The 25,372-nt window shown below is 66.9% G+C and carries 22 protein-coding genes and 1 riboswitch; of the genes, 14 read left to right on the top strand and 8 right to left on the bottom strand.

The features are described 5' to 3' along the window. Positions 1 to 7 precede the first annotated feature (7 nt). The 4 genes from KYG_RS01945 to KYG_RS01930 all read left to right on the top strand — a co-directional run bounded on the left by KYG_RS01945 (position 8) and on the right by KYG_RS01930 (position 3,034). Positions 8 to 685 carry a nitroreductase gene (locus KYG_RS01945; protein WP_008903128.1) on the top strand — a complete coding sequence of 226 codons (678 nt, stop codon included), beginning with the start codon at positions 8 to 10 and terminating at the stop codon, positions 683 to 685. Between the two features lie 49 nt (positions 686 to 734). Then, positions 735 to 1,148, top strand: coding sequence for a hypothetical protein (locus KYG_RS01940; protein WP_008903127.1), 414 nt, complete (start codon positions 735 to 737; stop codon positions 1,146 to 1,148). A 122-nt stretch (positions 1,149 to 1,270) separates the two neighbouring features. Further along, positions 1,271 to 1,762, top strand: coding sequence for a hemerythrin domain-containing protein (locus tag KYG_RS01935; protein ID WP_237707183.1), 492 nt, complete (start codon positions 1,271 to 1,273; stop codon positions 1,760 to 1,762). Between the two features lie 186 nt (positions 1,763 to 1,948). Continuing rightward, positions 1,949 to 3,034 (top strand): AbrB family transcriptional regulator, encoded by a 1,086-nt coding sequence (locus KYG_RS01930; protein WP_008903125.1) that lies wholly within the window; start codon positions 1,949 to 1,951, stop codon positions 3,032 to 3,034. 161 nt (positions 3,035 to 3,195) lie between these two features. Here the strand turns inward: KYG_RS01930 and KYG_RS01925 are convergent, their stop codons facing one another. The 3 genes from KYG_RS01925 to KYG_RS01915 form a co-directional block, all read right to left on the bottom strand. Then, positions 3,196 to 3,495: a DUF3567 domain-containing protein gene (locus KYG_RS01925; RefSeq protein WP_008903124.1), complete on the bottom strand. Its 300-nt coding sequence runs from the start codon at positions 3,493 to 3,495 to the stop codon at positions 3,196 to 3,198. 465 nt (positions 3,496 to 3,960) lie between these two features. Continuing rightward, positions 3,961 to 5,142 (bottom strand): DUF3108 domain-containing protein, encoded by a 1,182-nt coding sequence (locus KYG_RS01920; RefSeq protein WP_008903123.1) that lies wholly within the window; start codon positions 5,140 to 5,142, stop codon positions 3,961 to 3,963. A gap of 23 nt (positions 5,143 to 5,165) precedes the next feature. Beyond that, positions 5,166 to 5,948 (bottom strand): IclR family transcriptional regulator, encoded by a 783-nt coding sequence (locus KYG_RS01915; RefSeq protein ID WP_008903122.1) that lies wholly within the window; start codon positions 5,946 to 5,948, stop codon positions 5,166 to 5,168. A gap of 112 nt (positions 5,949 to 6,060) precedes the next feature. Here KYG_RS01915 and KYG_RS01910 point away from each other — a divergent pair, with 112 nt between their 5' ends. Both KYG_RS01910 and KYG_RS01905 read left to right on the top strand, forming a co-directional pair. Further along, on the top strand, positions 6,061 to 7,074 hold the full coding sequence (locus tag KYG_RS01910; protein WP_008903121.1) for a fumarylacetoacetate hydrolase family protein: 1,014 nt from the start codon (positions 6,061 to 6,063) through the stop codon (positions 7,072 to 7,074). Between the two features lie 166 nt (positions 7,075 to 7,240). Then, entirely contained in the window at positions 7,241 to 8,218 is a 978-nt protein-coding gene (locus tag KYG_RS01905; protein ID WP_008903120.1) for a tripartite tricarboxylate transporter substrate binding protein, read from the top strand. A gap of 118 nt (positions 8,219 to 8,336) precedes the next feature. On the opposite strand, the gene KYG_RS01900 is transcribed toward KYG_RS01905, so the two are convergent. Then, entirely contained in the window at positions 8,337 to 8,750 is a 414-nt protein-coding gene (locus KYG_RS01900) for a VOC family protein (RefSeq protein WP_008903119.1), read from the bottom strand. Between the two features lie 204 nt (positions 8,751 to 8,954). Here KYG_RS01900 and KYG_RS01895 point away from each other — a divergent pair, with 204 nt between their 5' ends. From KYG_RS01895 to KYG_RS01885, 3 genes are all read left to right on the top strand, one after another. After that, the gene (locus KYG_RS01895) at positions 8,955 to 10,115 is read left to right on the top strand and encodes an iron-containing alcohol dehydrogenase (RefSeq protein ID WP_008903118.1); all 1,161 of its coding nucleotides are present in this window, start codon (positions 8,955 to 8,957) and stop codon (positions 10,113 to 10,115) included. A 68-nt stretch (positions 10,116 to 10,183) separates the two neighbouring features. Beyond that, positions 10,184 to 10,273: riboswitch (glycine riboswitch) on the top strand. A gap of 160 nt (positions 10,274 to 10,433) precedes the next feature. Next, the gene (locus tag KYG_RS01890) at positions 10,434 to 12,773 is read left to right on the top strand and encodes a penicillin-binding protein 1A (RefSeq protein ID WP_008903117.1); all 2,340 of its coding nucleotides are present in this window, start codon (positions 10,434 to 10,436) and stop codon (positions 12,771 to 12,773) included. A 312-nt stretch (positions 12,774 to 13,085) separates the two neighbouring features. Next, complete coding sequence (locus KYG_RS01885; RefSeq protein WP_008903116.1) at positions 13,086 to 13,769, top strand: type 1 glutamine amidotransferase domain-containing protein; 684 nt, start codon at positions 13,086 to 13,088, stop codon at positions 13,767 to 13,769. A 251-nt stretch (positions 13,770 to 14,020) separates the two neighbouring features. Here KYG_RS01885 and KYG_RS01880 read toward each other — a convergent pair whose 3' ends face one another. After that, complete coding sequence (locus KYG_RS01880) at positions 14,021 to 16,123, bottom strand: molybdopterin-dependent oxidoreductase (protein ID WP_008903115.1); 2,103 nt, start codon at positions 16,121 to 16,123, stop codon at positions 14,021 to 14,023. A gap of 196 nt (positions 16,124 to 16,319) precedes the next feature. On the opposite strand from KYG_RS01880, the gene KYG_RS01875 reads away from it, so the two are divergent. Next, entirely contained in the window at positions 16,320 to 17,468 is a 1,149-nt protein-coding gene (locus tag KYG_RS01875) for an ABC transporter substrate-binding protein (RefSeq protein ID WP_008903114.1), read from the top strand. 46 nt (positions 17,469 to 17,514) lie between these two features. Here KYG_RS01875 and argE read toward each other — a convergent pair whose 3' ends face one another. Continuing rightward, on the bottom strand, positions 17,515 to 18,687 hold the full coding sequence (argE, locus tag KYG_RS01870; protein WP_008903113.1) for an acetylornithine deacetylase: 1,173 nt from the start codon (positions 18,685 to 18,687) through the stop codon (positions 17,515 to 17,517). 77 nt (positions 18,688 to 18,764) lie between these two features. Between argE and KYG_RS01865 the strand changes: the two genes are divergently transcribed. Further along, entirely contained in the window at positions 18,765 to 19,970 is a 1,206-nt protein-coding gene (locus KYG_RS01865; RefSeq protein ID WP_008903112.1) for a M20 aminoacylase family protein, read from the top strand. A gap of 263 nt (positions 19,971 to 20,233) precedes the next feature. Then, positions 20,234 to 21,331 carry a M14 family metallopeptidase gene (locus KYG_RS01860; RefSeq protein WP_008903111.1) on the top strand — a complete coding sequence of 366 codons (1,098 nt, stop codon included), beginning with the start codon at positions 20,234 to 20,236 and terminating at the stop codon, positions 21,329 to 21,331. A gap of 103 nt (positions 21,332 to 21,434) precedes the next feature. Here the strand turns inward: KYG_RS01860 and KYG_RS01855 are convergent, their stop codons facing one another. After that, positions 21,435 to 22,013, bottom strand: coding sequence for a DUF922 domain-containing Zn-dependent protease (locus KYG_RS01855; RefSeq protein WP_008903110.1), 579 nt, complete (start codon positions 22,011 to 22,013; stop codon positions 21,435 to 21,437). A 7-nt stretch (positions 22,014 to 22,020) separates the two neighbouring features. Beyond that, on the bottom strand, positions 22,021 to 23,655 hold the full coding sequence (locus KYG_RS01850; protein WP_008903109.1) for a wax ester/triacylglycerol synthase family O-acyltransferase: 1,635 nt from the start codon (positions 23,653 to 23,655) through the stop codon (positions 22,021 to 22,023). Positions 23,656 to 23,803: 148 nt separating this feature from the next. Here KYG_RS01850 and KYG_RS01845 point away from each other — a divergent pair, with 148 nt between their 5' ends. Then, on the top strand, positions 23,804 to 24,058 hold the full coding sequence (locus tag KYG_RS01845) for an acyl-CoA-binding protein (protein WP_008903108.1): 255 nt from the start codon (positions 23,804 to 23,806) through the stop codon (positions 24,056 to 24,058). Positions 24,059 to 24,305: 247 nt separating this feature from the next. Next, entirely contained in the window at positions 24,306 to 25,370 is a 1,065-nt protein-coding gene (locus KYG_RS01840; RefSeq protein WP_008903107.1) for an ornithine cyclodeaminase, read from the top strand. Positions 25,371 to 25,372 lie beyond the last annotated feature (2 nt).

Below are 25,372 nucleotides of genomic sequence, written 5' to 3'. Positions count from 1 at the left end.
AGCTGAAATGGCTGTCATTCCCTGGCCTCTGAGCCCCGCTGCAAAAACACTGCCCCCGGCTGCACGCCCGCCGGTGGCCGACGATGTGGCGGGCATGGCGGCAGCGTTGATCCAGTCGCGCCAGACCATCTTGCCCAAGCGCCTGGGCGCCCCGGGCCCGGGCACCACCGAGCTGGCCCAGATTCTGGGGGCGGCGGCCCATGCGCCCGACCACGGCCAGATCCTGCCCTGGCGTTTCATTGTGGTTCCGCAAGCCTCGCGCCCGCCGCTGGCCGAGGTGTTTGCCCAGGCGTTGCTGGAGCGCGACCCTGACGCTACGACCGTGCAGGCCGAACAGGCGCGCGAAAAGGCCTACCGCTCTCCGGTGTTGCTGCTCGCCGTGGTCGATGCCGCGCGTGGCGATGCCGACATCGACCTGGCCGAGCGCACGGTTTCCGCGGGTTGCGCCGTGCAGAACATGCTGCTCATGGCCACAGCGCAGGGCTATGGTTCGGCATTGACCAGCGGCAAGGCACTCAAGTCGGCCAGCCTGCGTGCGCTGTTCCGGCTCGCCCCGTCAGAGCACGCGCTGTGCTTCATCAGCATCGGCACCGTACATTCACGCAAGGCCGCGCGCGCGCGGCCGCCCGCTGAGGCCTATGTCAGCACGCTGGATGCCCAGCACGGCGTAGTGCCTGGTTTCTGATTTCCTCCTTTCCTCCTTTCCTCCTATTCCCCGACTGCGAGACTTGTTCATGGATATTTCCAGCTTTGACGATTTGCTCCAGGCCGCACGCATGCAGCCAGAACCCCAGCGCCTTCTGTTTGTTTTTGCAGCGGTGGAACTGCCCGACGACGCAACCCCTGCGCAGCGCGCACGCTTTGAAGCCGGGCAGGGCGGGGCGCTGGTGCCGCTGATGTGCGTGGACAAGACGCCGCAGGAGCTGCCATCCTTCGCTGCGCTGGTGGAGGAAGCGCGCCAGTTCACGGCGCCCGGCCACGACTGGGCCATGGTGTTTGCGGCTGCGATGTCGGGCACCCTGAACAAGGCGCCCACCAGCGCCGATGCCGAAGCACCGCTGCAGCGCATGGTGGATTCCATCAAGGGCGGCGCGCATGGCGCCTACATTCCGTTTGACCGCCAGGGCCACCCGGTGCGGTTTGGGTGAATCGGGCCATGGCGTCCATCCCTGCTTCGGTTTCCGTACCCGTGCCCGCGCCTGTGTCTGCATCAGCAAAGCACGTGCCGGGGTTCAGTGCGCCCGCCGTGGGGTTCGAGCAGCCCTTTGCCATGCTGGAAGCCTGCCATGAACGCGTCCAGCGCACGCTGGGCCTGCTGGGCCGGTTGCGCACCCACGTGCGCGAGCACGGTGCCGACGACGACGCCCGGCAGGCCGCGCGCGATGTGCTGCGGTACTTCGACATTGCGGCGCCACTGCACCACCAGGACGAGGAGCTGCATGTGTTTCCGCTGCTTCTGGCCCGGGCACCGCCCGATGTTCGCGCCCTTGTGCAGCAACTGCAGCAAGACCATGTTGCGATGACGGCCGACTGGGCGGCGGCCCGTGGGTGCCTGCAGGCCCTTGCCGACGGTGCTGCCTGCGCCTTCAGCGCTGACGACGAGGCCGCCCTCGACCGGTTTGCCGGGCGTTACGGCGCGCACATTGCCGCCGAAGAGGGACTGGCCTACCCCACTGCTGCCGCACTGTTGGCCCCGCAGGCCCTCGCCGCCATGGGGCAGGAGATGGCCGCCCGGCGTGGGGCTGTGTCGGTATCAAAATGATAGCTGTTGGCGCTTTGCTGATAAGCGCTAGAGGCCAATTTGGCTTGAAATTCTCAACCACTGCCCGGTACCGCTGATCCTGCTGTTCGGCGATGCCCGGCATGCCATCCGGGCAGCACGGCGGAGGCTTCACTGCAGGGCGCGCGCGCCATACTCGGCGGCTTGCCACCTTCGCCTTGCCTTGCCGTGTTCCGTATTCGCCCGTCCTTTTTCATTCGCACCCTGGCCACCCTGGCGCTGGCCTGGGGTGCCGCAGCACTGTGTGAGGCGCTGCACACGCCTTTGCCCTGGATGATCGGTCCCCTGCTGGCCACGTCGGTCGTGTCGATCGTGGGCGGCCCCACGGAAAGCTGGGGGCCGCTGCGCAACGCGGGGCAGTGGACCATTGGCGCAGCACTCGGCCTGTATTTCACGCCGGAGGTGGTCGTGCTGATTGGCGGCTTGTGGTGGGGCATTGTGCTGGGCATCGTGTGGGCGCTGTTCCTGGGCTGGCTTTTCGGGGCCTGGCTGTACCGGGTGCACGCGCCGCGCATGCACGGCGTGCCCGCACCCATGCTGCGCGCCACCAGCTACTTTGCGGGGGCCATCGGTGCCGCGTCGGAGATGACGCTGCTCTCCGAGCGCGAGAACGCCCGCACCGACCTGGTCGCCGCCAGCCACAGCCTGCGCCTGCTCATCGTCACGGTGACGATTCCGTTTGCGCTGCAGTTCAGTGGACTGCACGGCCTCGATATCCTGCCGCCCACGCTGCGGGTGGTGAACGGGCCCGGGCTGGCGCTGATGGCGGTACTGACCGGTGCCGGGGCGTTGCTGATGGACCGGCTGGGCCGCGCCAACCCCTGGTTCATGGGTGCGATGCTGGTGTCCATGAGCCTCACCATGGCGGGCCTGAGCCTGTCGGCGGTGCCGCAGGGGCTGGTCAATGCGGCCCAGCTCGTGATCGGGGTGAGCCTGGGCGTGCGCTTTCGCAGGGATTTCCTGCGCACCGCGCCCCGCTGGCTGGCCACGGTGGCCGTGGGCACCCTGGCGCTCATGGCGGTGTGCGCACTGTTTGCCGGGGCGCTGGCATGGGCCACCGGGCTGCCCTGGGTGACGTTGCTGCTGGGCACCTCGCCGGGCGGCATCACCGAGATGGCCATCACCGCCAAGGTGCTGCAGCTGGGTGTGCCGGTGGTCACGGCGTTCCAGGTGTGCCGGCTGATTGCGGTGCTGATGCTGGTGGACCCGCTGTACCGGCGGATCTATCCAAGGGACGAAAAAAAGGCACCTTGAAGCGTGTGAGAAGAGGAGCTGCGCGGCAAAACTGGCACGCCCCAACGCCAGGGACGCCTGGCAAGGGCCGCCCCGCAGCGAGGGCGTCGTCCCCCTGCCCGCGCAGCGCAGCGTAGCAAGAGCGGGGGAAAGCCGCGAAGCGGCTCAGGGGGGTGTCGCTGTCAATGCACCACGACCGGGTTCTGCGCCAGCCCGGCATAGCGGTCCAGCGCATCTTCCACTTCTTCCTGCGTCGGTGTGTCGCGCTGCCAGGCCAGGATCTGTTCCTGGAACATCTCGGCCCAGGATCCGTCCAGGTAGACCTCCTTGCCGGAGCGCTTGTCCACGATTTCAAAGCCATGGCGCGCAAGCTGGGGAGCGGCGGGGGCGGTGTCGTTGAGCACCGGGGTGCTCTTTTTCTCCACGGCGTCAGGCAGCATATGGACCACCACGAAGGATTCTGAGTCGTAGAGCATGTGCATCGTGTTCCCCTTGTCGATATAGATGTCAGATGACAGCGGGTGTGCAGAGTTCAAGGGCCTTAGAACCTGTTCAAAGTCTTTTTGGAGATTGCATTGGAGTGCAATCGGGATGAGTGGAGGCTTCGGATGCGCCGCATGGGCTCGTGCCCATGCAAGCAGCCGGGGCGTTCAATCGCCCGATTTCACTCCAACCCTTCGGGCAAGTGCCTTGCTGGGCGGTCTGCGGCGTTGCGACGCTTGTTGATAGCCGAGCTATCAACTGCGCACCGCGCCTTGCATCCCATCCCGGTAAGGTACTTGTGCAACTCCAAAAAGACTTTGAACAGGTTCTTAGGTAAACCACGGCTTGTGTCCCCTGCTGCGATGCAGTATTTCATGAAAAACGGGGCACGCCGGGTTCGCGGGGCTTTTTTGCCCGGATGGCGTCTGGGCGCAACACCCCGTGCATGGCAAGCGGGCGCGTGGTCAGGGCGGGCTGCTGGTGCGCAGCTGCAAGTCGGCGTAGTCCCCATTGGCCTGGGTCAGCCGGATGCGCACCGGCAGGTAGCCCAGCGCGGGGGCCACCCACAATTCGGCTTTCTGGTCATAGTCCTTGCGGGGCAGGCGCTGCAGCTTGAGGGTGGGTGTGGTGCCCACGGGCAGTTCGAGGGTTTCGGGCCCTTCGATGGTGAAGGTCCAGCGGTCGGCGCTGCGTGCGCTCACGGTGTTGAGCGTGATCCGCGTGCCGGGCACGAAGCGGCCCGGATCGGCGGCGAGCAGGGCGCCCAGCTGGATGAAGACGCTCAGGCGGTCCTGCACGCCCGGCGCGGCCGGGGCCTCTGGCGTGTTGGCACTGAAGGTGACGCGGCCCTTGGTGTAGTCGAAGTGCGCCGCCTGTTCGCTGCGCGCCCGGTCCGAGAACCGCTCCGGCAGCAGCCCCTGCGCGGTGACGGCGCCCGCGCTGCGCTGGGCCCGGGTGCCGACCAGAAACGCGCTGATCTCCTGCCGCGCCTCGTAACGGCTCCCGTCGTGCTGCCACAGCAGCTCGGCGCGCGCGCTGTAGGCAAATTTCTTGGCCTGCCCGTTCACGTCAAACGCCAGCCGGGTGGAGGGGGGCAGCCGCACCGGCGGGGGCGCTGTGCTGGCGGGCGTGCCCGCGCCAGCCCCCGGGGCGGCTATGTCCACCCCTGCGGCGGGTTCTGCGGGTTCGGGCACCGAAGCGGGCGCGCCCGGCGCTGATGCGGCAGGCGCGGGCGCAGTGGCCACCGGCTCTGCCTGGGCCACCGGTGAGACATCACCGTCATGCGTCGCGCGTTCCACAGGGCTGGCGCCTGCAGCATCCGGCTCCGACGGGGATTCGGGCAGAGCGGGCGCTGCAGGGGAGGGCGCCTCGGCGGCGGTTTGCTGCGGCGTGGGGCGTGCGGGTGGCCGGGGGCGCGGGGCGGGCCGCGGCTTGGCAGCAACCGGTGCAGGCGCCACGGCAGCCACAGCGGCAACTGCGGCCACCGGTGCCGCGGGGGGCGGCGGCAGGGCGATGCTGCGGGTGCTGAACACCTTGCCAGCGGTGGGGGCCGGGCTGGTGTCCCACGCCAGCGGGATGCCGCCCAGCACCAGCCAGTGCAGCGCCAGCACCAGCGCGGTGATCGTCAGGAGGGCGCGGCGCGGCATCGGCCTGCGTGCCAGGGGCGTGGTCAGGCGCTGCCCGCGCCCAGGTCGCTGGACAGCCGGGCGGCGGCCGCACGCAGCGGGGCGTCGATGGCGCCGCCCCATTCGGGGTCGAAGGTGGCAATCGAGCCGAGGGTGGTGATCCCCAGCTCCAGGTGCCCGTCTGAATCAAATACCGGCGCGCAAAACGCCACGATGCCAGGCAGCAAGGTGTCCACCACCCGCGCGGCCCCCCGTTTGCGCACCTCGTCCAGCAGCGCGTGCACCTCGGCCATGGTGGCGGGCAGGTCGGTGCGGCGCATCTTCACGGCGCGGGCCAGTTCCTCCTTGAGCAGCGGGGCCACCACGTCAGGCGACATGAAAGCCGCAAAACAGCGGCCGGTGGCTGACGACAGCAGCGGCATCACGTCGCCCAGGCGCAGGTTGGCGGTGACGGCCTGGGGCGACTCCTCCCAGTGCACGATGGTGGGGCCATGGTTGCCCCACACGGCCAGCGCCAGCGTGTGGCCGATGCTCTCCATCAGCTCGGGCATGCGCTCGCGCGCAAGGCGCACGGCGTCCAGTCGCGCCAGCGAGGCCAGCCCCAGCTTGAGCGCGGCGGGCCCCAGGTCGTAGCGCGCGGTGCGGGGGTCCTGCGTGACCAGGCCCAGGCGCTGAAAACTCACCAGATACCGGTGCGCCTTGGCCGCGCTCATGCCGGCCGAAGCCGCCACATCCCTGAGCATCAAGGGCCCGCGCGAGCGCGTCAGCCCTTCCAGCAGGGCAAACCCCACCTCCACCGACTGAATTCCTGCACGTTCTTTGTCCATGTGCACTAAAATTTACGAGTTTTGTTTAGTTAAATCAATTTACCCAAGCGTAATTAGTGCTGGGTGATGCCCCCAATCCCTCAAATCCCTTGAGACCGAAGGTTCTGCCACCATGAAACTTGCTACCTACAAAGACGGCTCGCGCGACGGCCAGCTGGTTGTCGTCTCCCGCGACCTGGGCACGGCCCATTATGCGACCGGCATTGCCAGCAAGATGCAGCAGGTGCTGGACGACTGGGGCTTCATCTCGCCCCAGCTGCAGGACCTGTATGACCAGCTCAACAGCGGCCGCGCGCGCCACGCGTTCCCCTTCGACCCTGCCCAGTGCATGGCCCCGCTGCCGCGCGCCTACCAGTGGGCCGACGGCTCGGCCTACATCAACCATGTGGAGCTGGTGCGCAAGGCGCGCAACTCCGAGGTGCCCGAAAGCTTCTATACCGACCCGCTGATGTATCAGGGCGGCAGCGATGATTTCATCGGCCCCTGCGACGACGTGGTGGTGCCCAGCGAAGCCATGGGCATCGACTTCGAGGCCGAGATCGCCGTCATCACCGGCGACGTGAAGATGGGCGCCACGCCAGAGCAGGCGCTGGACGGCATCCGCCTGGTGATGATTGCCAACGACGTGAGCCTGCGCAACCTCATCCCTGCGGAGCTGGCCAAAGGTTTTGGCTTCTTCCAGAGCAAGCCCGCAACCGCCTTCGGCCCCGTGGCCGTCACACTGGACGAGCTGGGCGACGCCTGGGACCACGGCCGCGTGAACCTCACCGTGCAATCCACCTGGAACGGCCGCAAGGTGGGCATGTGCGACGCCGGTCCCGAGATGACCTTCCACTTCGGCCAGCTCATTGCCCACGTCGCCAAGACGCGCAATGTGCGCGCCGGCTCCATCATCGGCAGCGGCACCGTGAGCAACAAGGGCGTGACGGACGCCCACGGCCGCACCGAATGGCCCAAGGGCTACAGCTGCATTGCCGAAAAGCGTTGCATCGAAACCATCCAGGACGGCAAGCCGAGCACCGAGTTCATGAAGTTCGGCGACACCATCCGCATCGAGGTCAAGGGCAAGGACGGCGCGAGCATCTTTGGTGCCATCGACCAGACGATCGCCGCACCGGCGGCCTGAGCCCGCCACGGCAAGCCGCGCGCCCTGACCCGCCCGGGCTGAGCCCGTCGAAGCCGGGGCGTAGCGCGGCGATCCACACGAAAATACAAGCAAAATCAGGCTCTGGCGCTTAATGGGTAAGCGCGAGCAGCTATTAATTCGATAGTAATCTCAAGGAGACAGCTTCATGCAACGCCGCACCCTCTTGTCCGCTTTGGCCGCTGCAGGCGCCACCACCGCCGCGCCCTGGGCCGCCGCCCAGTCCACCTGGCCCGACCAGCCCCTGCGCTGGGTGGTGCCGTACCCGGCCGGTGGCGGTACCGACGTGCTGGCCCGCACCGTGGCCGAAGCCATGCGCCAGACCCTGGGCCAGCAGATCGTGGTGGACAACCGCCCCGGCGCCTCCACCAACATCGGCGGCCAGATGGTGGCCACGGCCAAGCCCGACGGCAACACCTTCATGTCGGCCGACAACGCCATCCTGGCCTACAACGAACACCTGTTCACCAAGCTGCCGTTCAGCCCCGAAAAAGATTTCACCTACGTGGGCGGCATCAGCCGCTTTCCGCTGGCGCTGGTGGTGCACCCGGCGTTTGAAGCCAAGTCGGTGAAGGAATTCCTGGCCTATGCCCGCGCCAACCCCGGCAAGCTCAACTACGCATCGCCCGGCAACGGCTCGCCGCACCACCTGGCGATGGAAATGTTCAAGAACCGCACCAAGACCTTCCTCACGCACATCCCCTACCGCGGCGCAGCGCCCGCCATGCAGGACGTGATGGGCGGCCAGGTGCCGTGCATGTTCCTCGACCTGGCGGCCGGCCTGCCCGTGATCCAGTCGGGCAAGGTGCGTGCCCTGGCCATCGGCTCGTCCAAGCGCGTGGCCGCATTGCCCGACGTGCCCACCCTGGCCGAAGCGGGCGTGCCCGATACCGAAGTGTTCGCCTTCCAGGGCATCCTCGCGCCCGCCGGTTTGCCCGCCGCGATCACCACGCGTTTGAACGCCGACCTGAACAAGGCCCTGCTCAACCCCGCCGTGGTCAAGCGCATGAACGACTTCGGCATGGAAGCCCTGCCCGGCACGCCCGAGCAGTTCCGCGCCATGGCGCGCGCCGAATCGAAGCGCTGGGGCGAGATCATCAAGGCGGCTGGCGTGAAACTCGACTGACCCCCCTGAGCGGCTGCGCCGGTTCCCCCCAGGGGGACGCACCCGGTGGCCTGGCAAAGCCAGTTCCACGGGCGCACTCGCTTGGCGACGCACCCTCTACGGGGGGCTGCGGTGTTTCTTACTCCGGCAGGTGGCACACCGCTTCGATGTTGTTGCCTTCCGGGTCGATGACAAACGCGCCGTAATAGTGGGGGTGGTAGTCGGGCCGCAGGCCCGGGGCTCCGTTGTCTTTGCCCCCGGCTTCCATGGCGGCGCGGTAGAAGGCATCGACCTGAACCCGCGTGGCGGCGCGCCACGCCAGGTGGCAGCCCGTGGTGGCCGGCGGGCCACCGTACGGCGAGGGGCCGTCGATGAACCACACATCGGCCTTCTTGCCGTCCGGCTCGGACGCATCGGGGTAGGCGAAACCCAGCATGTTGGCGCCGTAGTTGCCTTCAAAACACAGGCTGTAACCCAGTGGCGCCAGGGCGGCGCTGTAAAACGCCTTGGCGCGGGCGATGTCGGTGACGCGGAAGGTCATGTGGTCGAGCATGGGGTGGGGCTCCTCAAAACTGGTGTTCGGCTTTATATCTGAAGACTGTGTATATAACCAGTATTTTGGCTGGCGGCGTGGCAGCGCCCGTGGGGTTATCGCGCGTGTGACGGGTGCTCCGCGTGGCGGCGCCGCACAATCGTTGTTCCCGGCCCGCCAGCGGCAAGCGCCCTGCAGGCAGCCCCCACCAGAAACACCCATCCCATGCTGAATTTCGACTTCCACAACCCCACCCACATCGCCTTCGGCCAGGGCCGCATTGCCGACCTGGCCAAGCTCGTGCCCGCTGCCGCCAAGGTGCTGATCCTCGTGGGTGGAGCCAGCGCCGAAAAGACCGGCACCCTGGCCGAGGTGCGCGCCGCGCTGGGCGAGCGCCAGCACGCCACCTTCAGCGGCATCGAGCCCAATCCGAGCTACGAAACCTCCATGAAGGCCGTGGCGCAGATCCGCGAGGGCGGGTTTGACTTTTTGCTGGCCGTGGGCGGCGGCTCGGTGATCGACGCCACCAAGTTCATTGCGGCCGCCGTTCCGCTGGAGGGTGAGCCCTGGTCAATCCTTGAAAAATACGGCCGCAACGTGAAGAGTGCGCTGCCGTTTGGTGCTGTCCTCACGCTGCCTGCCACAGGCTCGGAGATGAACAGCGGCAGCGTCATCACCCACCGCGCCAAGGGGGCCAAGCTGCCTTTCAGCAGCCGGCACACCTACCCGCAGTTCTCGGTGCTCGACCCCACCAAGACCTACACCCTGCCGCCCCAGCAGCTGGCCAATGGCGTGGTGGATGCGTTTGTGCACACGGTGGAGCAGTACCTCACCTACCCGGTCAACGCGCCCGTGCAGGACCGTTTTGCCGAAGGCATCCTGCAGACGCTGATCGAGGTGGGCCCGCGCCTGCTGACAGCACAAGAGCCGGTGTATGACGACCGCGCCAACCTGATGTGGGCCGCCACCATGGCGCTCAACGGGCTCATCGGCGCCGGCGTGCCGCAGGACTGGGCCACGCACATGATCGGCCACGAGCTGACCGCGTTGCACGGCATCGACCACGCGCGCACGCTGGCCATCGTGCTGCCCGCGCTGCTCAACGAGCGCCGGGTGGCCAAGCGCGAAAAGCTCTTGCAGTACGGCGAGCGCGTGTGGGGCATCACCACGGGCACCGACGACGAGCGCATCACCGCCGCCATCGAGCGCACGCGTGATTTCTTTGAAAGCATGGGCATCGCCACGCGCCTGTCGGGCTACGGTCTGGGTGCCGAGGTGGTCACCACCGTGGTGGCGCAGCTCGAAGCGCATGGCATGGTGCAGCTGGGCGAGCAGCGCGAGATCACGCCCGCCGTGAGCCGTCGCATCCTCGAAGCCGCCCTGTAAGCGGCCCGCCCAGGGCCGTCAATACCCTTGGGGCCGGGTTTGGTTTGTGCGCGTGGGTTAGAGTAAACCCTTATCTTGCGGGAGAGAGGGGCGGCACCGCCCCCGCCGAAGGCGCAAACTCCCATCATCGCTCAGGCACACCGGACCGCAAGAGACCATCGCCGACTGGAGAGAGGCCGCCGCACCGCGCAACGCGAGCGGGGGCCCACCGAAGGGGCTGGCTGCCACCGCAGCTGAAACTCTCAGGTACCAAGGACAGGGGGAGAGGCGCCGCAGGCCCGTCATCGACGGGTACTGCTCAGCCCGAAATCCCTCTGGATGTCTTCATCACCCTCTGCTGCCGCGCCTGCCGTGGCGCCCAACAAGCGCTCGGCGCTCAAATTTCTCTGCGGCTTCCTGGCCGGTCTGGTGCTGGCCGGCAGCGCCGGTGGGGCCTGGGTGCTGCACCTGCTGTGGCAACAGTTACCCACGGTAGACCACCTGGCCGACTACGACCCCATGTTGCCCCTGCGCATTTATGCCGCCGACGGCAGCCTGCTGGCGGAGTTCGGCGAAGAGCGCCGCGATTTCGTGCCCATTGGCCACATACCGGCGCACGTGCGCCAGGCGCTGCTGGCGATTGAGGATGCGCGGTTTTACGAGCACGGCGCGGTGGACTTCACCGGCCTGGCGCGCGCTGCGCTGCGCAATGTGGTGTCTGGCGAGCACGCCCAGGGCGCGAGCACCATCACCATGCAGGTGGCGCGGGTGTTCTTTCTGAGCCGTGTCAAAACCTACAGCCGCAAGCTCATGGAGATCCTGCTGGCCTACAAGCTGGAGGCCATGTACAGCAAGGACAAGATCCTGGAGCTGTACATGAACCAGATCTACCTGGGCGAGCGGGCCTACGGGTTTGCAGCGGCCGCGTCGGTGTACTTCGACAAGACGCTGGACGAGCTGACAGTGGCCGAGGCCGCGATGCTGGCCGGCCTGCCCAAGGCGCCTTCGGCCTACAACCCGGTGGCCAACCGCGAACGCGCCACCGTGCGCCAGCAATACATCCTGCAGCGCATGCACGCGCTGGGCTACCTGGACAGCGCCGCCTACGCTGCGGCCAACGCAGAGGTGCTCACGCTGCGCACGCAGCCGCGCTCCATCGACCCGGCAGCGGCCTTTGCCGTGGAGCAGGCGCGCAAGCTGGTGGTGGAACGGTTTGGTGAAGAGGCGTATTCGCTGGGCCTGGATGTCGTCACCACCCTGCGCCTTGCAGAGCAGCAGGCCGCCACGCGGGCGCTGCGCACTGGGCTGCTGCGCGCGCAGGACTCTTTGGGCTATTCGGGTCCCGAGGCCCGGCTGCCCCACGCCGGGGCGGCAGCTGGCGCGCACCCCCGCGCTCTGCGTGCAGCCCTGGCGCCCTACCGGGACAGCGGCGAACTGCGGGTGGCCGTGGTGGACCAGGCGTCGCCCACGCAGGGCATTGCCGCCCTGCTGCGCGATGGCACGCGCGTGGAGATTCCGCGCAGCCGGTTGAGCGCCAGCGCCCGGGCGGCTCTGGCGCCTGATGCGCCCCCGCGGCGGCGCATCGCGCCGGGCGCGGTGATCCGCGTGGTGTCCGATGCGCGCCAGCAATGGAACCTCGCGCAGTTGCCCGCCATGGAGGGCGCCTTGGTCTCCATGGACACGGAAACCGGGGAGATCCTGGCGCTGGCCGGCGGGTTCGACCAAGCGCTGAACCAGTTCGACCATGCGGTGCAGGCCCTGCGCCAGCCCGGCTCCACCTTCAAGCCGTTCATCTTCTCTGCCGCGCTGGAGAAGGGCTATGCACCGGGCACGCTGGTCGACGATACGCAGCGCGTGGTCACCCCCGCCGCACGCGGTCGCGCCGCCTGGAGCCCGCGCAACTATGGCGGCAATTACGAAGGTTTCATTTCCGCGCGGCGCGGCCTGGTGCGTTCCAAGAACATGGTGGCCGTCAATCTGATGGAGGCGGCGGGTGCGCAGTATGTGCAGCAGTTCGCCACCCGCTTTGGTTTTGACCCCGCGCTCAACCCGGCCCGGCTGCCGCTGGCGCTGGGCGCGGGCGCCGTCACGCCGCTGCAGCTCACGCAGGCCTACGCCGTGTTCGCCAATGGCGGCACGCTGGTGCAGCCCCGGCTGATCCGCACCGTGAGCGAGCGCGGCGGCGAGGTGCTGTACGAGGCGCAAGGGTCATCGCCCCGCGCCGCCGTGGTGTCCGAGCGCAACGCCTTCGTGCTCGACAGCATGCTGCGCGACGTGGTCGAGCACGGCACCGGAAGGCGCGCCAGGGCGCTGGGCCGCCCTGATGTGGCGGGCAAGACCGGCACCTCCAACGACGCGCGCGACGTGTGGTTTGCAGGCTACTCGTCGGGCGTGGCCTCGGTCGTGTGGATGGGCTACGACCAGCCGCGCAGCCTGGGCCGGCACACCGGCGGCACGCTGGCGCTGCCGGTATGGACGGACTACATGGCCGTGGCCGTGCAGGGGCGCAAGCCGGTGCTGCGCACCATGCCACTCGACCTGATGCGTTTTGGCGACGACTACCTGTACCCCGAATACGTGTTTGGTACTTGCGTGGATGACCGTACCGCCTTTGTGCAAAGCCCGTTCGAATGCGGCGCTAACGGACGCCGCGATTCGGCCGTAGCGCTGGAAAAATAGGGATGAAAATGGCCTCTGGCACTTGATGGATAAGCGCTGAGAGCTATCAAAATTGAAGTGATACGGCGTCGCCGCACCGCGTTGGTTTCAAGGTGCGGTCGCAGGGGACCCGGCTGAGGCTTGCTTTCCCCGACCTGTGGCGCACTTTCTGGCGCGGCACCTGAGTTGAACGGCGATGGGTGCGGAACGCGCGGCAGCGCCATGCTGTAAGCCAATGCCGCAAACCTGCCGGCATTGCGGGACAACGGGCCTTGTGGCTGGTACGGTGCCAGTTTGGTTTTCCACATCAACCCCCTAACGAAAGCGACCTCCATGGCACACATCCTCATGGTTCTGACGTCCCACGACCAACTGGGCGACACCGGCAAAAAGACCGGATTCTGGCTGGAAGAATTTGCCGCACCGTACTACGTGTTCAAGGATGCCGGCGCGCAGATCACGCTCGCGTCGCCCCGCGGCGGCCAGCCTCCGCTGGACCCCAAGAGCGACGACGAAGACGCCCAGACCGACGCAACGCGCCGCTTCAAGGCCGATGCCGAGGCCCAAAAGCAGCTGGCCAGCACCGTGCCGCTGTCCAGCGTGAAGGCCGAGGACTTTGATGCCGTGTTCTACCCCGGCGGCCATGGCCCGCTGTGGGACCTGGCGGAAGACGCGCAGTCCATCGCGCTCATTGAAAAGACCTTTGCGGCCGGCAAGCCGCTGGCGCTGGTATGCCACGCGCCCGGCGTGCTGCGCCACGCCAAGGCGCCCGACGGGTCGCCGCTGGTCAAGGGCAAGCAAGTGACCGGCTTCACCAACAGCGAAGAAGAGGCCGTGCAGCTGACGCACATCGTGCCGTTTCTGGTGGAAGACATGCTCAAGGCCAACGGTGGACACTATTCCAAAGGCACCGACTGGGCACCCCATGTGCTGACCGATGGTGCGCTGATCACGGGGCAGAACCCGGCATCGTCGGAGCCGGGCGCAAAGGCTTTGCTCAGCCAACTGGGCAAGTGACCAACGCAAAGAAAAAGGGGCTTGGGCCCCTTTCATGGAGCTGTGCGCTGCCGCAACGGTGAAGAATAATTCAAGCCAAATTGGCTTGTAGCGCTTGATGTACAAGCGCTGGCAGCTATCAATTTTGCGTATCTGGTTGCTGCCTCAGAGCCCTGGCTTCGACAGGCTCAGCCCGAACGGTTTGGGGCCAATCCGACGCATCCAACCAGCCAGGCAATCCGCACCCGCCCGTCGGCGTTGTGAAGCTGCTATCAGGCAGAGGCCGGCGCCGGTGCATCCACTGCGCTGGCCTCCACTTCCACCAGACAGTCGTAGAACGTGGGCGCGCGGCCCAGGTCGGTCAGTGCCTGGCTGGTCACCTCGTTCACGTTGGTGCCGTTCAGCCCCAGCTTGCGCCACCAGATGCCCAGGCCGTTGACCACACCGGGCCTTGCGCGGCGCGAGACGGCGGCGTGGCACAGGTAGCTGCCCCGGTCGTTGAACACGCGCACCACGGCGTCGTTGGCGATGCCCCGGGCTTCGGCGTCGTCGGGGTGGATTTCGAGCAGCGGGCGGCCCTCGATGGTGCGCAGGCTCTGCACGTTCACAAACGTGGAGTTCAGGAAGTTGCGCGCGGGCGGCGAGATCATGGCCAGCGGGTAGCGCGCATCCGTGCCCTGCAGCTCGTAGTTGGGCAGGTGGTCGGGCAGGCCGTCCAGGCCCTGAGCGGCCAGACGGGCGCTGTAGAACTCGCATTTGCCGGAGGGTGACGGAAAGTTGCCGTCCGCAAACGGCGCATCGGGCAGTGTCAGCGTGGCAAAGCCTTGCGATTCGAGCAGCGCGTAGTCCACGTCATTGCCAAAGGCCTGGCGGCACAGGGCTTCGTCGCTGTCGGCAAAGCAGGGGTTGGTGAAACCCATGCGCGCGGCCAGGTCGCGGAAGATCTGGGCGTTGCTGCGGGCTTCGCCCAGCGGCGCGATGGCGGGGCGGTTGAGCACCACATCGGTGTGGCCGTAGGAGAGGTGCACGTCCCAGTGTTCGAGCTGCGTGGTGGCGGGCAGGATGTAGTCGGCGTAGTCCGCCGTGTCGGTGTGGAAGTGCTCCAGCACCACGGTGAACAGGTCTTCGCGCGCAAAGCCCTGCACCACCTTGCCCGAGTCCGGTGCCACGGCCACGGGGTTGCTGTTGTAGACCACGACGGCCTCGACCTTGGGGCCGAACGCGGGCGCGGCCTCGCGCAGCAGGTCGTCGCCAATGGTGACCATGTTGAGGGTGCGGGCCGTACCACCCGTTGTCCGTTGAGGCATCAGGTCGGGCCGCTGCAGCACCGCGCGCTGCACGGGGAACTGACCGGAGCTCGACAGCAGCATGCCGCCCGCGCGGTGGCGCCAGGCACCGGTGAGCGCGGGCAGGCAGGCGACGGCGCGCACGGCATTGCCGCCGCCGCGCACACGCTGCATGCCGTAGTTCAGGCGGATGGCGGCGGGCTTCGTGGTGCCATAGTCCTTGGCCAGCTGACGAATCTGTTCTACCGGAATGCCACAGACCTCCGCCGCGCGTTCGGGTGGCCATTGCAGGGCGCGGTCGCGCAGCGGTTCCCAGCCCAGCGTATGGCGGGCGATGTAGTCGTGGTCCAGCCAGTCGTGCGTGATCAGTTCGTGCATCAGCGCCAGGGCCAGCGCGGCGTCGGTGCCCGGGCGCAGGGCGATGTGCTCATGGCATTTGTCGGCCGTCTCGCTCTTGCGCGGGTCGATGCACACCAGCTTGGCGCCGTTGCGTTTGGCCTGCTGGGCATAGCGCCAGAAGTGCAGGTTGCTGCCAATGGAGTTGCTGCCCCAGATCAGGATGAGCTGCGATTCGGAGAAAAACTCCACCTTCATTCCCACCTTGCCGCCCAGCGTCTGCGTGAGCGCCTCGGCCCCGGCCGACGCGCAGATGGTGCGGTCGAGCTGCGATGCGCCCAGCTGGTGGAAAAAGCGCCGGTCCATGCTCTCACCCTGCACCATGCCCATGGTGCCGGCGTAGCTGTAGGGCAGGATGGCCTCGGGCGCGCGCGCGGCGATGGCCTTCAGGCGCTGTGCGATGTCCGTCAGGGCCTCGTCCCAGCTCACCGGGGTGAACTTCCCGCTGCCCTTGGCACCGGTGCGTTTGAGCGGTGTGAGGATGCGCTCGGGGTGGTAGGTGCGTTCGGTGTATTTGCTCACCTTGGCGCACAGCACGCCGTCGGTGTGGGGGTGTGCGGGGTTGCCTTGCACGCGGGTGGCGATGCCGTTTTCCACGGTGGTCAGCAGCGCGCAGGTGTCCGGGCAGTCGTGGGGGCACGCGCCCCGTACGGTGGAGGAATCTGCCGATGGGCGGGTGGGCGAAATGGGCATGGCTATTGCTGTGGGGTAACGGTCAGTACACTTAGGGTTATTACCAAGGCGCACCACCGCTGCGGTTACAGAGCGCCGTGAGCAGGCGGAATCATGGTTGCGGGCGTCGGCACTGGCGCTGTCCGTGTTCCGGCCCCCAAAGGGGCCATGCCTTGCAGTGGCAACCGTTTTACTTTCAGATAGACAGGATTTCACCATGAACCACAAGGGCTTGGGACGCAGGCAGTTTTCCGTTGGCCTGGGTGCCGCCGCGCTCGGGGGCTTTCACCTGGCACACGCCCAGAGCGAAGGCCGCATCGTGCTCGGCCAGTCTGCCGCCTTCACGGGCCCCGCAGCCCAGCTGGGCGTGCAGTTCAACCTGGGTGCCAAGCTGCATTTTGACCAGCTCAACGCGCAGGGCGGCGTGGGCAAGCGCACGATCGAAATCCGCACCATGGACGATGGCTACGAGCCCGACCGCTGCGCCGAAAACACCCGCAAGCTCATTGCCGAAGATGTGTTTGCCCTGTTTGGCTATATCGGCACGCCCACCAGCCTTGCAGCCCTGCCGATCTTCACCAAGGAGCGGGTGCCGTTTTTTGGCCCCTTCACGGGTGCCGAGGCGCTGCGCCAGCCGTTCAACCGGCTGATCTTTCATGTGCGCGCCTCGTACTACGACGAAACCGCGCTCATCGTCCGCCAGCTGACCAATCTGGGCCTGCAGAAGATCGCGGTGTTCCACCAGAACGACGCCTACGGCAAGGCGGGGCTCGACGGCGTGACCCGCGCGCTGGCGGAACTCAAGCTCGCGCCGGTGGCCACGGCCACGGTGGAGCGCAATTCAACCGACGTGAAGATGGCGGTGGAAAAGCTGGTGGCTGCCAAGCCCGATGCCGTGGTGCAGATCTCGGCCTATTCCGCTGCGGCTGCGTTTGTGCGTGCCGCGCGCAAGGCGGGGTATGGCGGTACGTTCTACAACGTGTCGTTTGTGGGCACGCAGGCGCTGGCCGACGAGCTGGGCAAGGACGGTGCGGGTGTGGTGGTGTCGCAGGTGGTGCCCTCGCCCTACCAGCCCTCGCGCCAGATCACGCGCGAGTTTCTGGAGGCCATCAAGAAGGGCGGCGACAAGGTGCAGGCCAATTACTCCAGCATGGAAGGCTTCCTCGCCGCCCGCATCTTTGCCGAAGGCCTGCGCCAGTCGCAAAACGGCGGCAAGCTCACGCGCGAAGGCCTCATCACCGGCATCGAGTCGCTGGGCAGCCAGGTGATCTCGGGGTTTCCGGTAACGTTCAGCTCGACCAGCCACGCGGCATCCAAATTTGTCGAAATGTCGATGCTGACCGGCGACGGGCGCGTGAGGACCTGACGGGACGCCGGGGTGCCCGCCGAGGCCCCCCGGCACCGGCAGGTGATCAGCCCAGGGTGCGCGTGCGCGCCAGGCCTTGCATGAAGGCCTCGCAACGTGCGAGTTGCTCCAGGCTCACATACTCATCCGGCTGGTGGGCCTGCCGGATGCTGCCGGGGCCGCACACCACGGTGGAGATGCCTGCGTTCTTGAACAGGCCCGCCTCGGTGCCAAAGGCCACCAGGGTGGTGTGCTTTTCGCCGCTCAGCTCCTGCGCCAGGCGCGTCACCGGGTCGTCCTTGCTGCCCAGAAAACTCGGGATCTCGCAGATGGTCTCGAACTCGAAGCCCGCTGCGGGCGCCACCTTCTTCATCGCAGGCTCCAGCGACTTGGCGTAGGCCACCACCTCGGACTGCATCTGCGCCGCATTGGCCGTGGGCAGGTCGCGGAATTCGTAGCGGAACTCGGCATCGCGCGGCACCACGTTGTCGGCAATGCCGCCGTGGAACTGGCCCACGCTGGTGGTCGAGAACGGCACGTCAAAGCCCTCGAAGCGGGCCTCGTTCTTTTCAAAGTCTTCCGCCATGTCACGCACCCGGCCCACCACGCGGGCGGCCATCTCAATGGCGTTGACCGAATGCGGCGTGAGGGACGAATGCGCCTCCTTGCCACGCACGCAGCACTTGTAGCGGTACACGCCTTTGTGCGCGATGGCGGGAATCATGCTGGTGGGCTCGCCCACGATGCAGGCCAGGGGCTTGATGTTGGCGTCGCGCAGGTCGGCGATGAGTTCCTTCACGCCAAAGCAGCCAATTTCCTCCTCGTAGCTGAACGCGTAGTGGAGGGCGAACGGCGCATCGCTGTTCAGGAACTGCTCGGCCTGCGACACGGCCACGCCGATGAAGGCCTTCATGTCGGCACTGCCGCGCCCGTACAGGCTCGGGCCTTCCGGGCCGTCCTTGATCAGCGCACTCAGCGGGTCCATGGTCCAGTCCTGCCCGTCCCACGGCACCGTGTCGGTGTGGCCCGAGAGGATCACGCCAGCGGGTTTGCCCTCGCCCAGCGTGGCGAACAGGTTGGCCTTGGTCTTGTCCTCGTTGAAGGTCAGGCGGCTTTTCACGCCCAGCCTGGCCAGGTGGTCGCGGATGAAATGGATCAGCTCCAGATTGGAGTTATGGCTGACGGTGTTCATGCGCACCAGGGTTTGCGCGAGTTCGAGGGCGTGGGGGGAGAGTGTCATGTTGCAGTGCAAATAAACCCGGGGTGGCGCAAGGGGTGGTCAGCGGGCTAGACTGTGAGATCGTAAGGACACATATCATGAACGTTATCGACTCCATCGTCACCCAGGCGGCCAGTATTGCAGCGGTGCGCCGGGATATTCACGCCCACCCCGAACTCTGCTTTGAAGAGGTGCGCACCGCCGACGTGGTGGCGCAAAAGCTTACCGAGTGGGGCATTCCCATCCACCGGGGCCTGGGCAAGACCGGCGTGGTGGGCATCGTCAAGGGGCGCGACGGTGGCGCCAGTGGCCGGGCCATTGGCCTGCGCGCCGACATGGACGCCCTGCCCATGCAGGAGTTCAACACATTCGCCCACGCCAGCAAACACCAGGGCAAGATGCACGCCTGCGGCCACGACGGCCATGTGGCCATGCTGCTGGCCGCAGCGCAGCACTTTGCCAAGCACCGCAACTTTGATGGCACCGTGTACCTGATCTTCCAGCCGGCAGAAGAGGGCGGCGGCGGTGCCCGCGTGATGATCGAAGACGGCCTGTTCGAGCAGTTCCCCATGGAGGCCGTGTACGGCATGCACAACTGGCCCGGCATGCCGGTGGGCACCTTTGCCGTGAGCCCCGGCCCGGTGATGGCATCGACCAGCGAGTTCAAGGTCACCATCCGCGGCAAGGGCGGCCATGCGGCACTGCCGCACACCGGCATCGACCCCGTGCCGATCGCCTGCGGCATGGTGCAGACCTTCCAGACCATCATCAGCCGCAACAAGAAGCCGGTGGACGCGGGCGTGATCTCGGTCACCATGATCCATGCGGGCGAGGCCACCAACGTGGTGCCCGACAGCGTCGAGTTGCAGGGCACGGTGCGCACCTTCACCACCGAGGTGACGGACCTCATCGAAAAGCGCATGCGCCAGATCGCCGAGCACCACTGCGCCGCGCACGATGCCACCTGCGAGTTCGAGTTCGTGCGCAACTACCCGCCCACCGTCAACTCGCCTGCCGAGGCCGAGTTTGCCCGCAAGGTGATGGCCGGCATCGTGGGCGAAGAGCGCGTGGTGGCGCAAGAGCCCACCATGGGCGCCGAAGACTTTGCGTACATGCTGCAGGCCAAGCCCGGCGCGTACTGCTTCATCGCCAACGGCGATGGCGCCCACCGCGAGATGGGCCACGGCGGCGGCCCCTGCATGCTGCACAACCCCAGCTACGACTTCAACGACGACCTGATCCCGCTGGGCGCGACCTACTGGGTCAAGCTGGCCGAAGAGTGGCTGGCTCAGCCGGCGGCCTGAAGTGAAACACCCCCTGAGTCGCTTCGCGCCTTCCCCCTCTCTCGCCTCGCTGCGCGAGCCGGGAGGGGGACGCCCCCAGCGCGGCGGGGCGGCCCTTGCGCGGGGGCGCTGGTTTAGAGCGCGCCAGTTTCATGCGTCGCGGGTGGCGCACAGCGCAACGGGCAACTGATACCCGTTGCGGTTTTTGTCCTAAAGCTCTGGCGTCCCTGTGTGCTCCGGGTGTTCTTTTTTGTTTCCAATCCTGTTCACGAAAGCAACTGCCCATGATCGGCATCGTCGACGCCTTTTCGCCCAGCTACGCGCAGGCCCGGACCAAATTCCTTGAAGCCGCGGCCGCAGCCGGGCTGCCCATCGAATCGCACGCCCACCCCCTGAAGGGCCGCGACGGTGAAGACCTGGCCATGGACGTGGTGCGCGACGGCCCGCTGGACGCGAAGAAACTGCTCATCGTGAGCAGCGCCTGCCACGGCGTGGAAGGCTACTGCGGCAGCGGCGTGCAGGTGTTTGCGCTGCACGACCAGGAGTGGCGCGACAAGGCGCATGCAGCGGGTGTTGCCACGCTGTACATCCACGCGCTCAACCCGTATGGCTTTTCGCACATCCGGCGTTTCACGCACGAGAACGTGGACCTGAACCGCAACTTCCAGGATTTTTCAAAACCCCTGCCGGTGAACGAGGCCTACCGAGAGGTGCACCCCCTGCTGCTGCCCGAGCAATGGCCGCCCGGCCCGGAGAACCAGGCAGCGGTGGCGGAGTACATCGCCACCAAGGGCGAGGCGGCCTGGCAGGCCGCCATCTCGCAGGGCCAGCACGAGTATCCGGACGGCATCTTCTTTGGCGGCACCGCGCCCACCTGGAGCAACCGCACCTTGCGCGGCGTACTGCGCCAGCACGGTGCAAGCGCACAGGGCATTGCGTGGATTGACCTTCACACGGGGCTCGGCCCCAGTGGCCATGGCGAACGCATCTATGCCGGCAAGGACGACGCCACGTCGGTCGCCCGCGCCCGCGCCTGGTGGGATGGCGGCGGCGCCACACCTGTGACCTCGATCTATGACGGTTCGTCCACCTCCGCCTTTCTTACCGGGCTGATGTGGGGCGCCATCTATGACGAATGCCCGCACGCCGAGGCCACCGGGATCGCGATGGAATACGGCACCGTGCCGGTGCTTGACGTGATGAATGCCGTGCGCGCCGAGCAGTGGCTCCACCTGCACCCCGAAACGCCCGCTGACAAGGCCGCGCAGATCAAGGCGCAAATGCTGGCAGCGTTCTACACCAACACCGACGCGTGGAAGGGTCAGATCATCAGCCAGGCGCGGCAGTCGATGTTCCAGGCGGTGGATGGGTTGACGGCCTAGAAATATGCATCAAATTGGCCTCTGGCGCTTTATGGATAAGCGCCAATAGCTATAAATTTAGTAGCAAATGAGCCCCCGGTGCGCAGCGCACGGGTGCGGCTGATCACTCCAGCCGCGCGCCCTGCGTGGCGCCGTGGGCTGTGCGCTGGTCGTACGCTTTTTCCCGGTCGGTGTACTCCCGAAGCAGCCGGTGGCCCAGGGCGTTGGCCGTGCGTTCGAGCGTGGCGCAGTCTTCGAGAGCGGGCAGCCGGGCAATGCCCTCATCAATGGCCTGCGCCGCATCGCGCCCGAACTGCACATGCCCCTGTTCGTGCCGCGACAGGGCGGGCAGGTAGCGGTCAAACACGGCCTGCTGCGCGGGTGTGGCGGTGCGCAGCTGCGGCAGCTGCACCTCGGTGCGCAGTTGCGTCTGGACCTCCGTGATGGTGCAGCGCCCCGAGGGCTCGCGCCACCAGCGAAAGGTCCAGCGCACGTTCCACCGGGTGTAGCCATGAAAGCGCTGGCCGTTCACGGCAATCGGGGTGGCCCGGTTCAGGGCCTGGCGCAGGCTCTCGCCGGGCTGGGCATCCACGGTGTAGGGGCGCTGCAGGTTCTGCTCGGTGACGTCTGCCTGGGCAGACGTGATGCAGCCCAGCGCCACCAGGGCGCAGCGCAGCCCGGCCATGAATCCCGAAGCCCTCATAACGGGCTCATTCGCCCCAGGGCAGCATCAGCGTCAGCAGCGAGAGCTGGTCGAACTCGGGCGCAAAGGCGTCGATGATCTGCTGTGGCTCGGGGCACAGCGTGGTGTCGGTGATCACGCCAAACTGAACGCCGCCACCGTAGCTCAGGATGGACACGCCGAGGCCGATGCCGCCCGACTGCGGCACCCAGAACATGCACTGCGTGACGCGCGCGCCGCACAGCGTGAGCTGCTCCTTGGGGCCGGGCACATTGGTCATCACCGCCGTGGTCTTGCGGCCAAACAGGTTGAGCAGCGCATCCTGCGCGGGCTTGATCATCAGCCCCGCCACCGCCAGCATGGCAAACGCCAGGATGGGCTGGGTGCTGCCCTTGAGTGCGTTCATGCGCTTTCGCACCTCGTACACCCGCTCGATCGGGTTGGCCATGCCGATGGGCAGCACCAGCGGCACCAGGCCAAAGCGGTTGCCCAGCTTCCACGCGTCTTCCATGGGGCGCAGGTTGACGGGGATCATCGCGCGGATCTCCTGGCCCGAGGGGTCGTCGCCCTGGCTGCGCAGGTAGCCGCCAATGGCGCCCGCCACGCACGACAGCAGCACGTCATTGACCGAGCAATTGAGCGCCTTGCCAATGGCCTTGACCTCCTCCAGCGGAATCGGCGGGCACCAGGCCACACGCTTTTCGCTGCCGGGCTGGCCCTTCAGGCGCGTGGGCGAATCGTCGGGCATCAGCGCCAGGGCGGCTGCATCGGCGGCCAGCTGGTAGGCCACACGCGCCATGTCCATGGTGCCTGCCAGTCCGTGGTGCATGGCTTTTTCGGGGTCGCCCAGCATCTTGAGCGACCGGGCGGCGCCATCGCCCGCCAGGTCCAGGGCCTTGATGGTGAGCCCGGTGAAGGGCTTGATGAGCGCATCGGCAATCCAGTCCTCGGCCGTGGCGGCCTGCTCGCGCTGCCTGCGGGAGCGCCGGGGCGGCTCTGCGCCGCCGTCCACGATGGACATCGTCACCGAGATCAGCGCAATGCCATCGGCAATGCAGTGGTGGATGCGCACAATGAGCGCGCTGCCCGGCTGCCCGTCATCGCCCACAAAGTCTTCGATCAGGTGCATCTGCCACAGCGGGCGGCGCGTATCCAGGGGCTGCATGGCCAGTTCACCGACCCGGTCCTGCAGTGCACGCTGCATGCTGACGCCCTTGCGGTGTGGCAGCTTCTCGCGCAGCACATGGGCCGTGATGTCGAAGTTGCGGTCTTCTACCCAGGTGGCGCCGGCTGCGTCTTCCACCACCCGCTGGTGAAAGCGCGGGTACTGCAAAAGGCGCTGCTGCACACGTTCGCACAGGGCCTCCCAGGTGATGCCGGGTGACAGGGTCCACACCCCGTTGATCATCATCAGGTTGCTGGGCGAATCCATGCGCAACCACGCGGTATCGACCTTGCTCATGCGCTCGCCCGACAGGCCCAGCATGCCGGTGGCGGCGCGGCGCACGTTCTTTTGCACCACGGTGGCCGCCTTGCGGGCGGCCGGGGGCAGGGCCTGGGCGGCGCGGCGCGCCACTTCGGGGGCCTGGGCACGCGCCTTGCGCAGGCGGCTGGCGGCCCCCTGTGCAGCGGTGGCGCTGGGGGCTGGGATGCGGGTCACCATCGGATGTACACCTGTTGTGGTTGTTTTTGGGGGCTTGCCTCTATGCACGGCGCCACTTGGCGGGGCGCGCAGCCCGTAAGATACAACGCAGCAATCCTTTGCCGATACCGTTCTTTCCCTCCCCTACGAACCCAAGGAGCACACAGACATGGCCGACCTCAACGCCACTTTCGAAGCCGCCGTGGCCAATTCCAAGAACCTCAGCGAGCGCCCTGACAACGCCACGCTGCTCAAGATCTACGCGCTGTACAAGCAGGCCACCGCCGGTGACAACAGCGAGAAGAAGCCCAGCTTCTCCGACATGGTGGGCCGCGCCAAGTGGGACGCGTGGGAAAAGCTCAAGGGCACCGGCGCCGACGAGGCCAAGCAGCAGTATGTGGACCTGATCGCGTCGCTGAGCTGATACGGCACGCGCTCCCCACAGGCGACATCGGGTCGCCTTTTTTTGGCCCGCACGGGGGCAACTCCGAAGGGCGGGCCCACCGGAAGGTGAGCAAAGTGCCAGTTCTCTCTGCCATTGCGGCAAAGGGCGCTGCATTTGGCGGCAGTTTGGGCAATTCCCATTGTTTTGCCGCTCCCGGACACTGGTTTGAGTAGCGGCAGGAGCCTGTTGGGGCCGCCGCAACCATTCCCTTCCGGAGACAAACACCATGGCTTCCCGTCACCCCTTTTCCACCCTTTACCTCAGTGCGCCCGATGTCATCGCGCTGGTGCAACGCAAGGGCATCGAACAATGCCTGCGCGGCATCGCCGACAACATCCATGCAGACTTTCTGCGCTGGAGCGCATTCGACAAGACCGCCCGCGTGGCCAGCCATTCGCGCGACGGCGTGATCGAGCTCATGCCCATTGCCGACGAGCAGACCTATGCGTTCAAGTACGTGAATGGCCACCCCAGGAACACGCGCTGGGGCCTGCCCACGGTGATGGCGTTTGGCGTGCTGGCCGATGTGGCCACCGGCGCGCCGGTGATGGTGAGCGAGCTCACGCTCACGACCGCCCTGCGCACCGCCGCCATGTCGGCCGTGGCGGCCCGCGCACTGGCACGCCCGGGCGCGCGTACCATGGCGCTGATCGGCAACGGCGCCCAGAGCGAGTTCCAGGCGCTGGCCTTTCACCACCTGCTGGGCATCGATACCCTGCGGCTGTTTGACACCGACCCGGCCGCCACCACCAAGCTGCAGGCCAACCTGCAAGGCACTGCGGGCCTGCGCACCGTGGCCTGCGCGAGCACGGCCGAGGCCGTGCGCGGCGCCGACATCGTGACCACCGTGACGGCCGACAAGACCAACGCCACCATCCTCACCCCCGACCTGCTGGCGCCCGGCATGCACGTCAACGCCGTGGGTGGAGACTGCCCGGGCAAGACCGAGCTGCATGCTGACGTGCTGCGCCAGGCCCAGGTGTTTGTCGAATACGCGCCGCAAACACGCATCGAAGGCGACATCCAGCAGCTGCCCGCCGACTTTGCCGTCACCGAGCTGTGGGAAGTGCTGGCAGGTCAGCACACCGGTCGGGCCGGCGATGCGGCGGTAACGGTGTTCGACTCTGTGGGTTTTGCGCTAGAGGACTTTTCTGCGTTGCGCTTCTTGCGCGATGCGGCCACCGATCTCGGCATGGGCCAGCCGATCGAACTGATTCCTGAACTGTCAGACCCCAAGGATCTGTTTGCGGTGCTGCGTTCGTGCAGCCCTGCACTGCGCGCCGTGGCCTGAGA

It is taken from the genome of Acidovorax sp. NO-1 (genome assembly GCF_000238595.1).
GTDB lineage: Bacteria > Pseudomonadota > Gammaproteobacteria > Burkholderiales > Burkholderiaceae_C > Acidovorax.
The sequence above is the reverse complement of the archived record's forward strand: the minus strand, read 5'-3'. Positions and strand labels throughout refer to the sequence as shown.

What these genes read in the sequence shown, in the direction of transcription:
- KYG_RS01840 (WP_008903107.1), top strand. Translation starts at nt 24,306, where the DNA reads ATGGCTTCCCGTCACCCCTTTTCCACCCTTTACCTCAGTGCGCCCGAT.
- KYG_RS01890 (WP_008903117.1), top strand. Translation starts at nt 10,434, where the DNA reads ATGTCTTCATCACCCTCTGCTGCCGCGCCTGCCGTGGCGCCCAACAAG.
- argE (WP_008903113.1), bottom strand. Translation starts at nt 18,687, where the DNA reads ATGACACTCTCCCCCCACGCCCTCGAACTCGCGCAAACCCTGGTGCGC.
- KYG_RS01925 (WP_008903124.1), bottom strand. Translation starts at nt 3,495, where the DNA reads ATGCACATGCTCTACGACTCAGAATCCTTCGTGGTGGTCCATATGCTG.
- KYG_RS01935 (WP_237707183.1), top strand. Translation starts at nt 1,271, where the DNA reads ATGCTGGAAGCCTGCCATGAACGCGTCCAGCGCACGCTGGGCCTGCTG.
- KYG_RS01880 (WP_008903115.1), bottom strand. Translation starts at nt 16,123, where the DNA reads ATGCCCATTTCGCCCACCCGCCCATCGGCAGATTCCTCCACCGTACGG.
- KYG_RS01900 (WP_008903119.1), bottom strand. Translation starts at nt 8,750, where the DNA reads ATGCTCGACCACATGACCTTCCGCGTCACCGACATCGCCCGCGCCAAG.
- KYG_RS01850 (WP_008903109.1), bottom strand. Translation starts at nt 23,655, where the DNA reads ATGGTGACCCGCATCCCAGCCCCCAGCGCCACCGCTGCACAGGGGGCC.
- KYG_RS01865 (WP_008903112.1), top strand. Translation starts at nt 18,765, where the DNA reads ATGAACGTTATCGACTCCATCGTCACCCAGGCGGCCAGTATTGCAGCG.
- KYG_RS01905 (WP_008903120.1), top strand. Translation starts at nt 7,241, where the DNA reads ATGCAACGCCGCACCCTCTTGTCCGCTTTGGCCGCTGCAGGCGCCACC.
- KYG_RS01875 (WP_008903114.1), top strand. Translation starts at nt 16,320, where the DNA reads ATGAACCACAAGGGCTTGGGACGCAGGCAGTTTTCCGTTGGCCTGGGT.
- KYG_RS01885 (WP_008903116.1), top strand. Translation starts at nt 13,086, where the DNA reads ATGGCACACATCCTCATGGTTCTGACGTCCCACGACCAACTGGGCGAC.
- KYG_RS01860 (WP_008903111.1), top strand. Translation starts at nt 20,234, where the DNA reads ATGATCGGCATCGTCGACGCCTTTTCGCCCAGCTACGCGCAGGCCCGG.
- KYG_RS01895 (WP_008903118.1), top strand. Translation starts at nt 8,955, where the DNA reads ATGCTGAATTTCGACTTCCACAACCCCACCCACATCGCCTTCGGCCAG.
- KYG_RS01920 (WP_008903123.1), bottom strand. Translation starts at nt 5,142, where the DNA reads ATGCCGCGCCGCGCCCTCCTGACGATCACCGCGCTGGTGCTGGCGCTG.
- KYG_RS01945 (WP_008903128.1), top strand. Translation starts at nt 8, where the DNA reads ATGGCTGTCATTCCCTGGCCTCTGAGCCCCGCTGCAAAAACACTGCCC.
- KYG_RS01855 (WP_008903110.1), bottom strand. Translation starts at nt 22,013, where the DNA reads ATGAGGGCTTCGGGATTCATGGCCGGGCTGCGCTGCGCCCTGGTGGCG.
- KYG_RS01915 (WP_008903122.1), bottom strand. Translation starts at nt 5,948, where the DNA reads ATGGACAAAGAACGTGCAGGAATTCAGTCGGTGGAGGTGGGGTTTGCC.
- KYG_RS01845 (WP_008903108.1), top strand. Translation starts at nt 23,804, where the DNA reads ATGGCCGACCTCAACGCCACTTTCGAAGCCGCCGTGGCCAATTCCAAG.
- KYG_RS01940 (WP_008903127.1), top strand. Translation starts at nt 735, where the DNA reads ATGGATATTTCCAGCTTTGACGATTTGCTCCAGGCCGCACGCATGCAG.
- KYG_RS01910 (WP_008903121.1), top strand. Translation starts at nt 6,061, where the DNA reads ATGAAACTTGCTACCTACAAAGACGGCTCGCGCGACGGCCAGCTGGTT.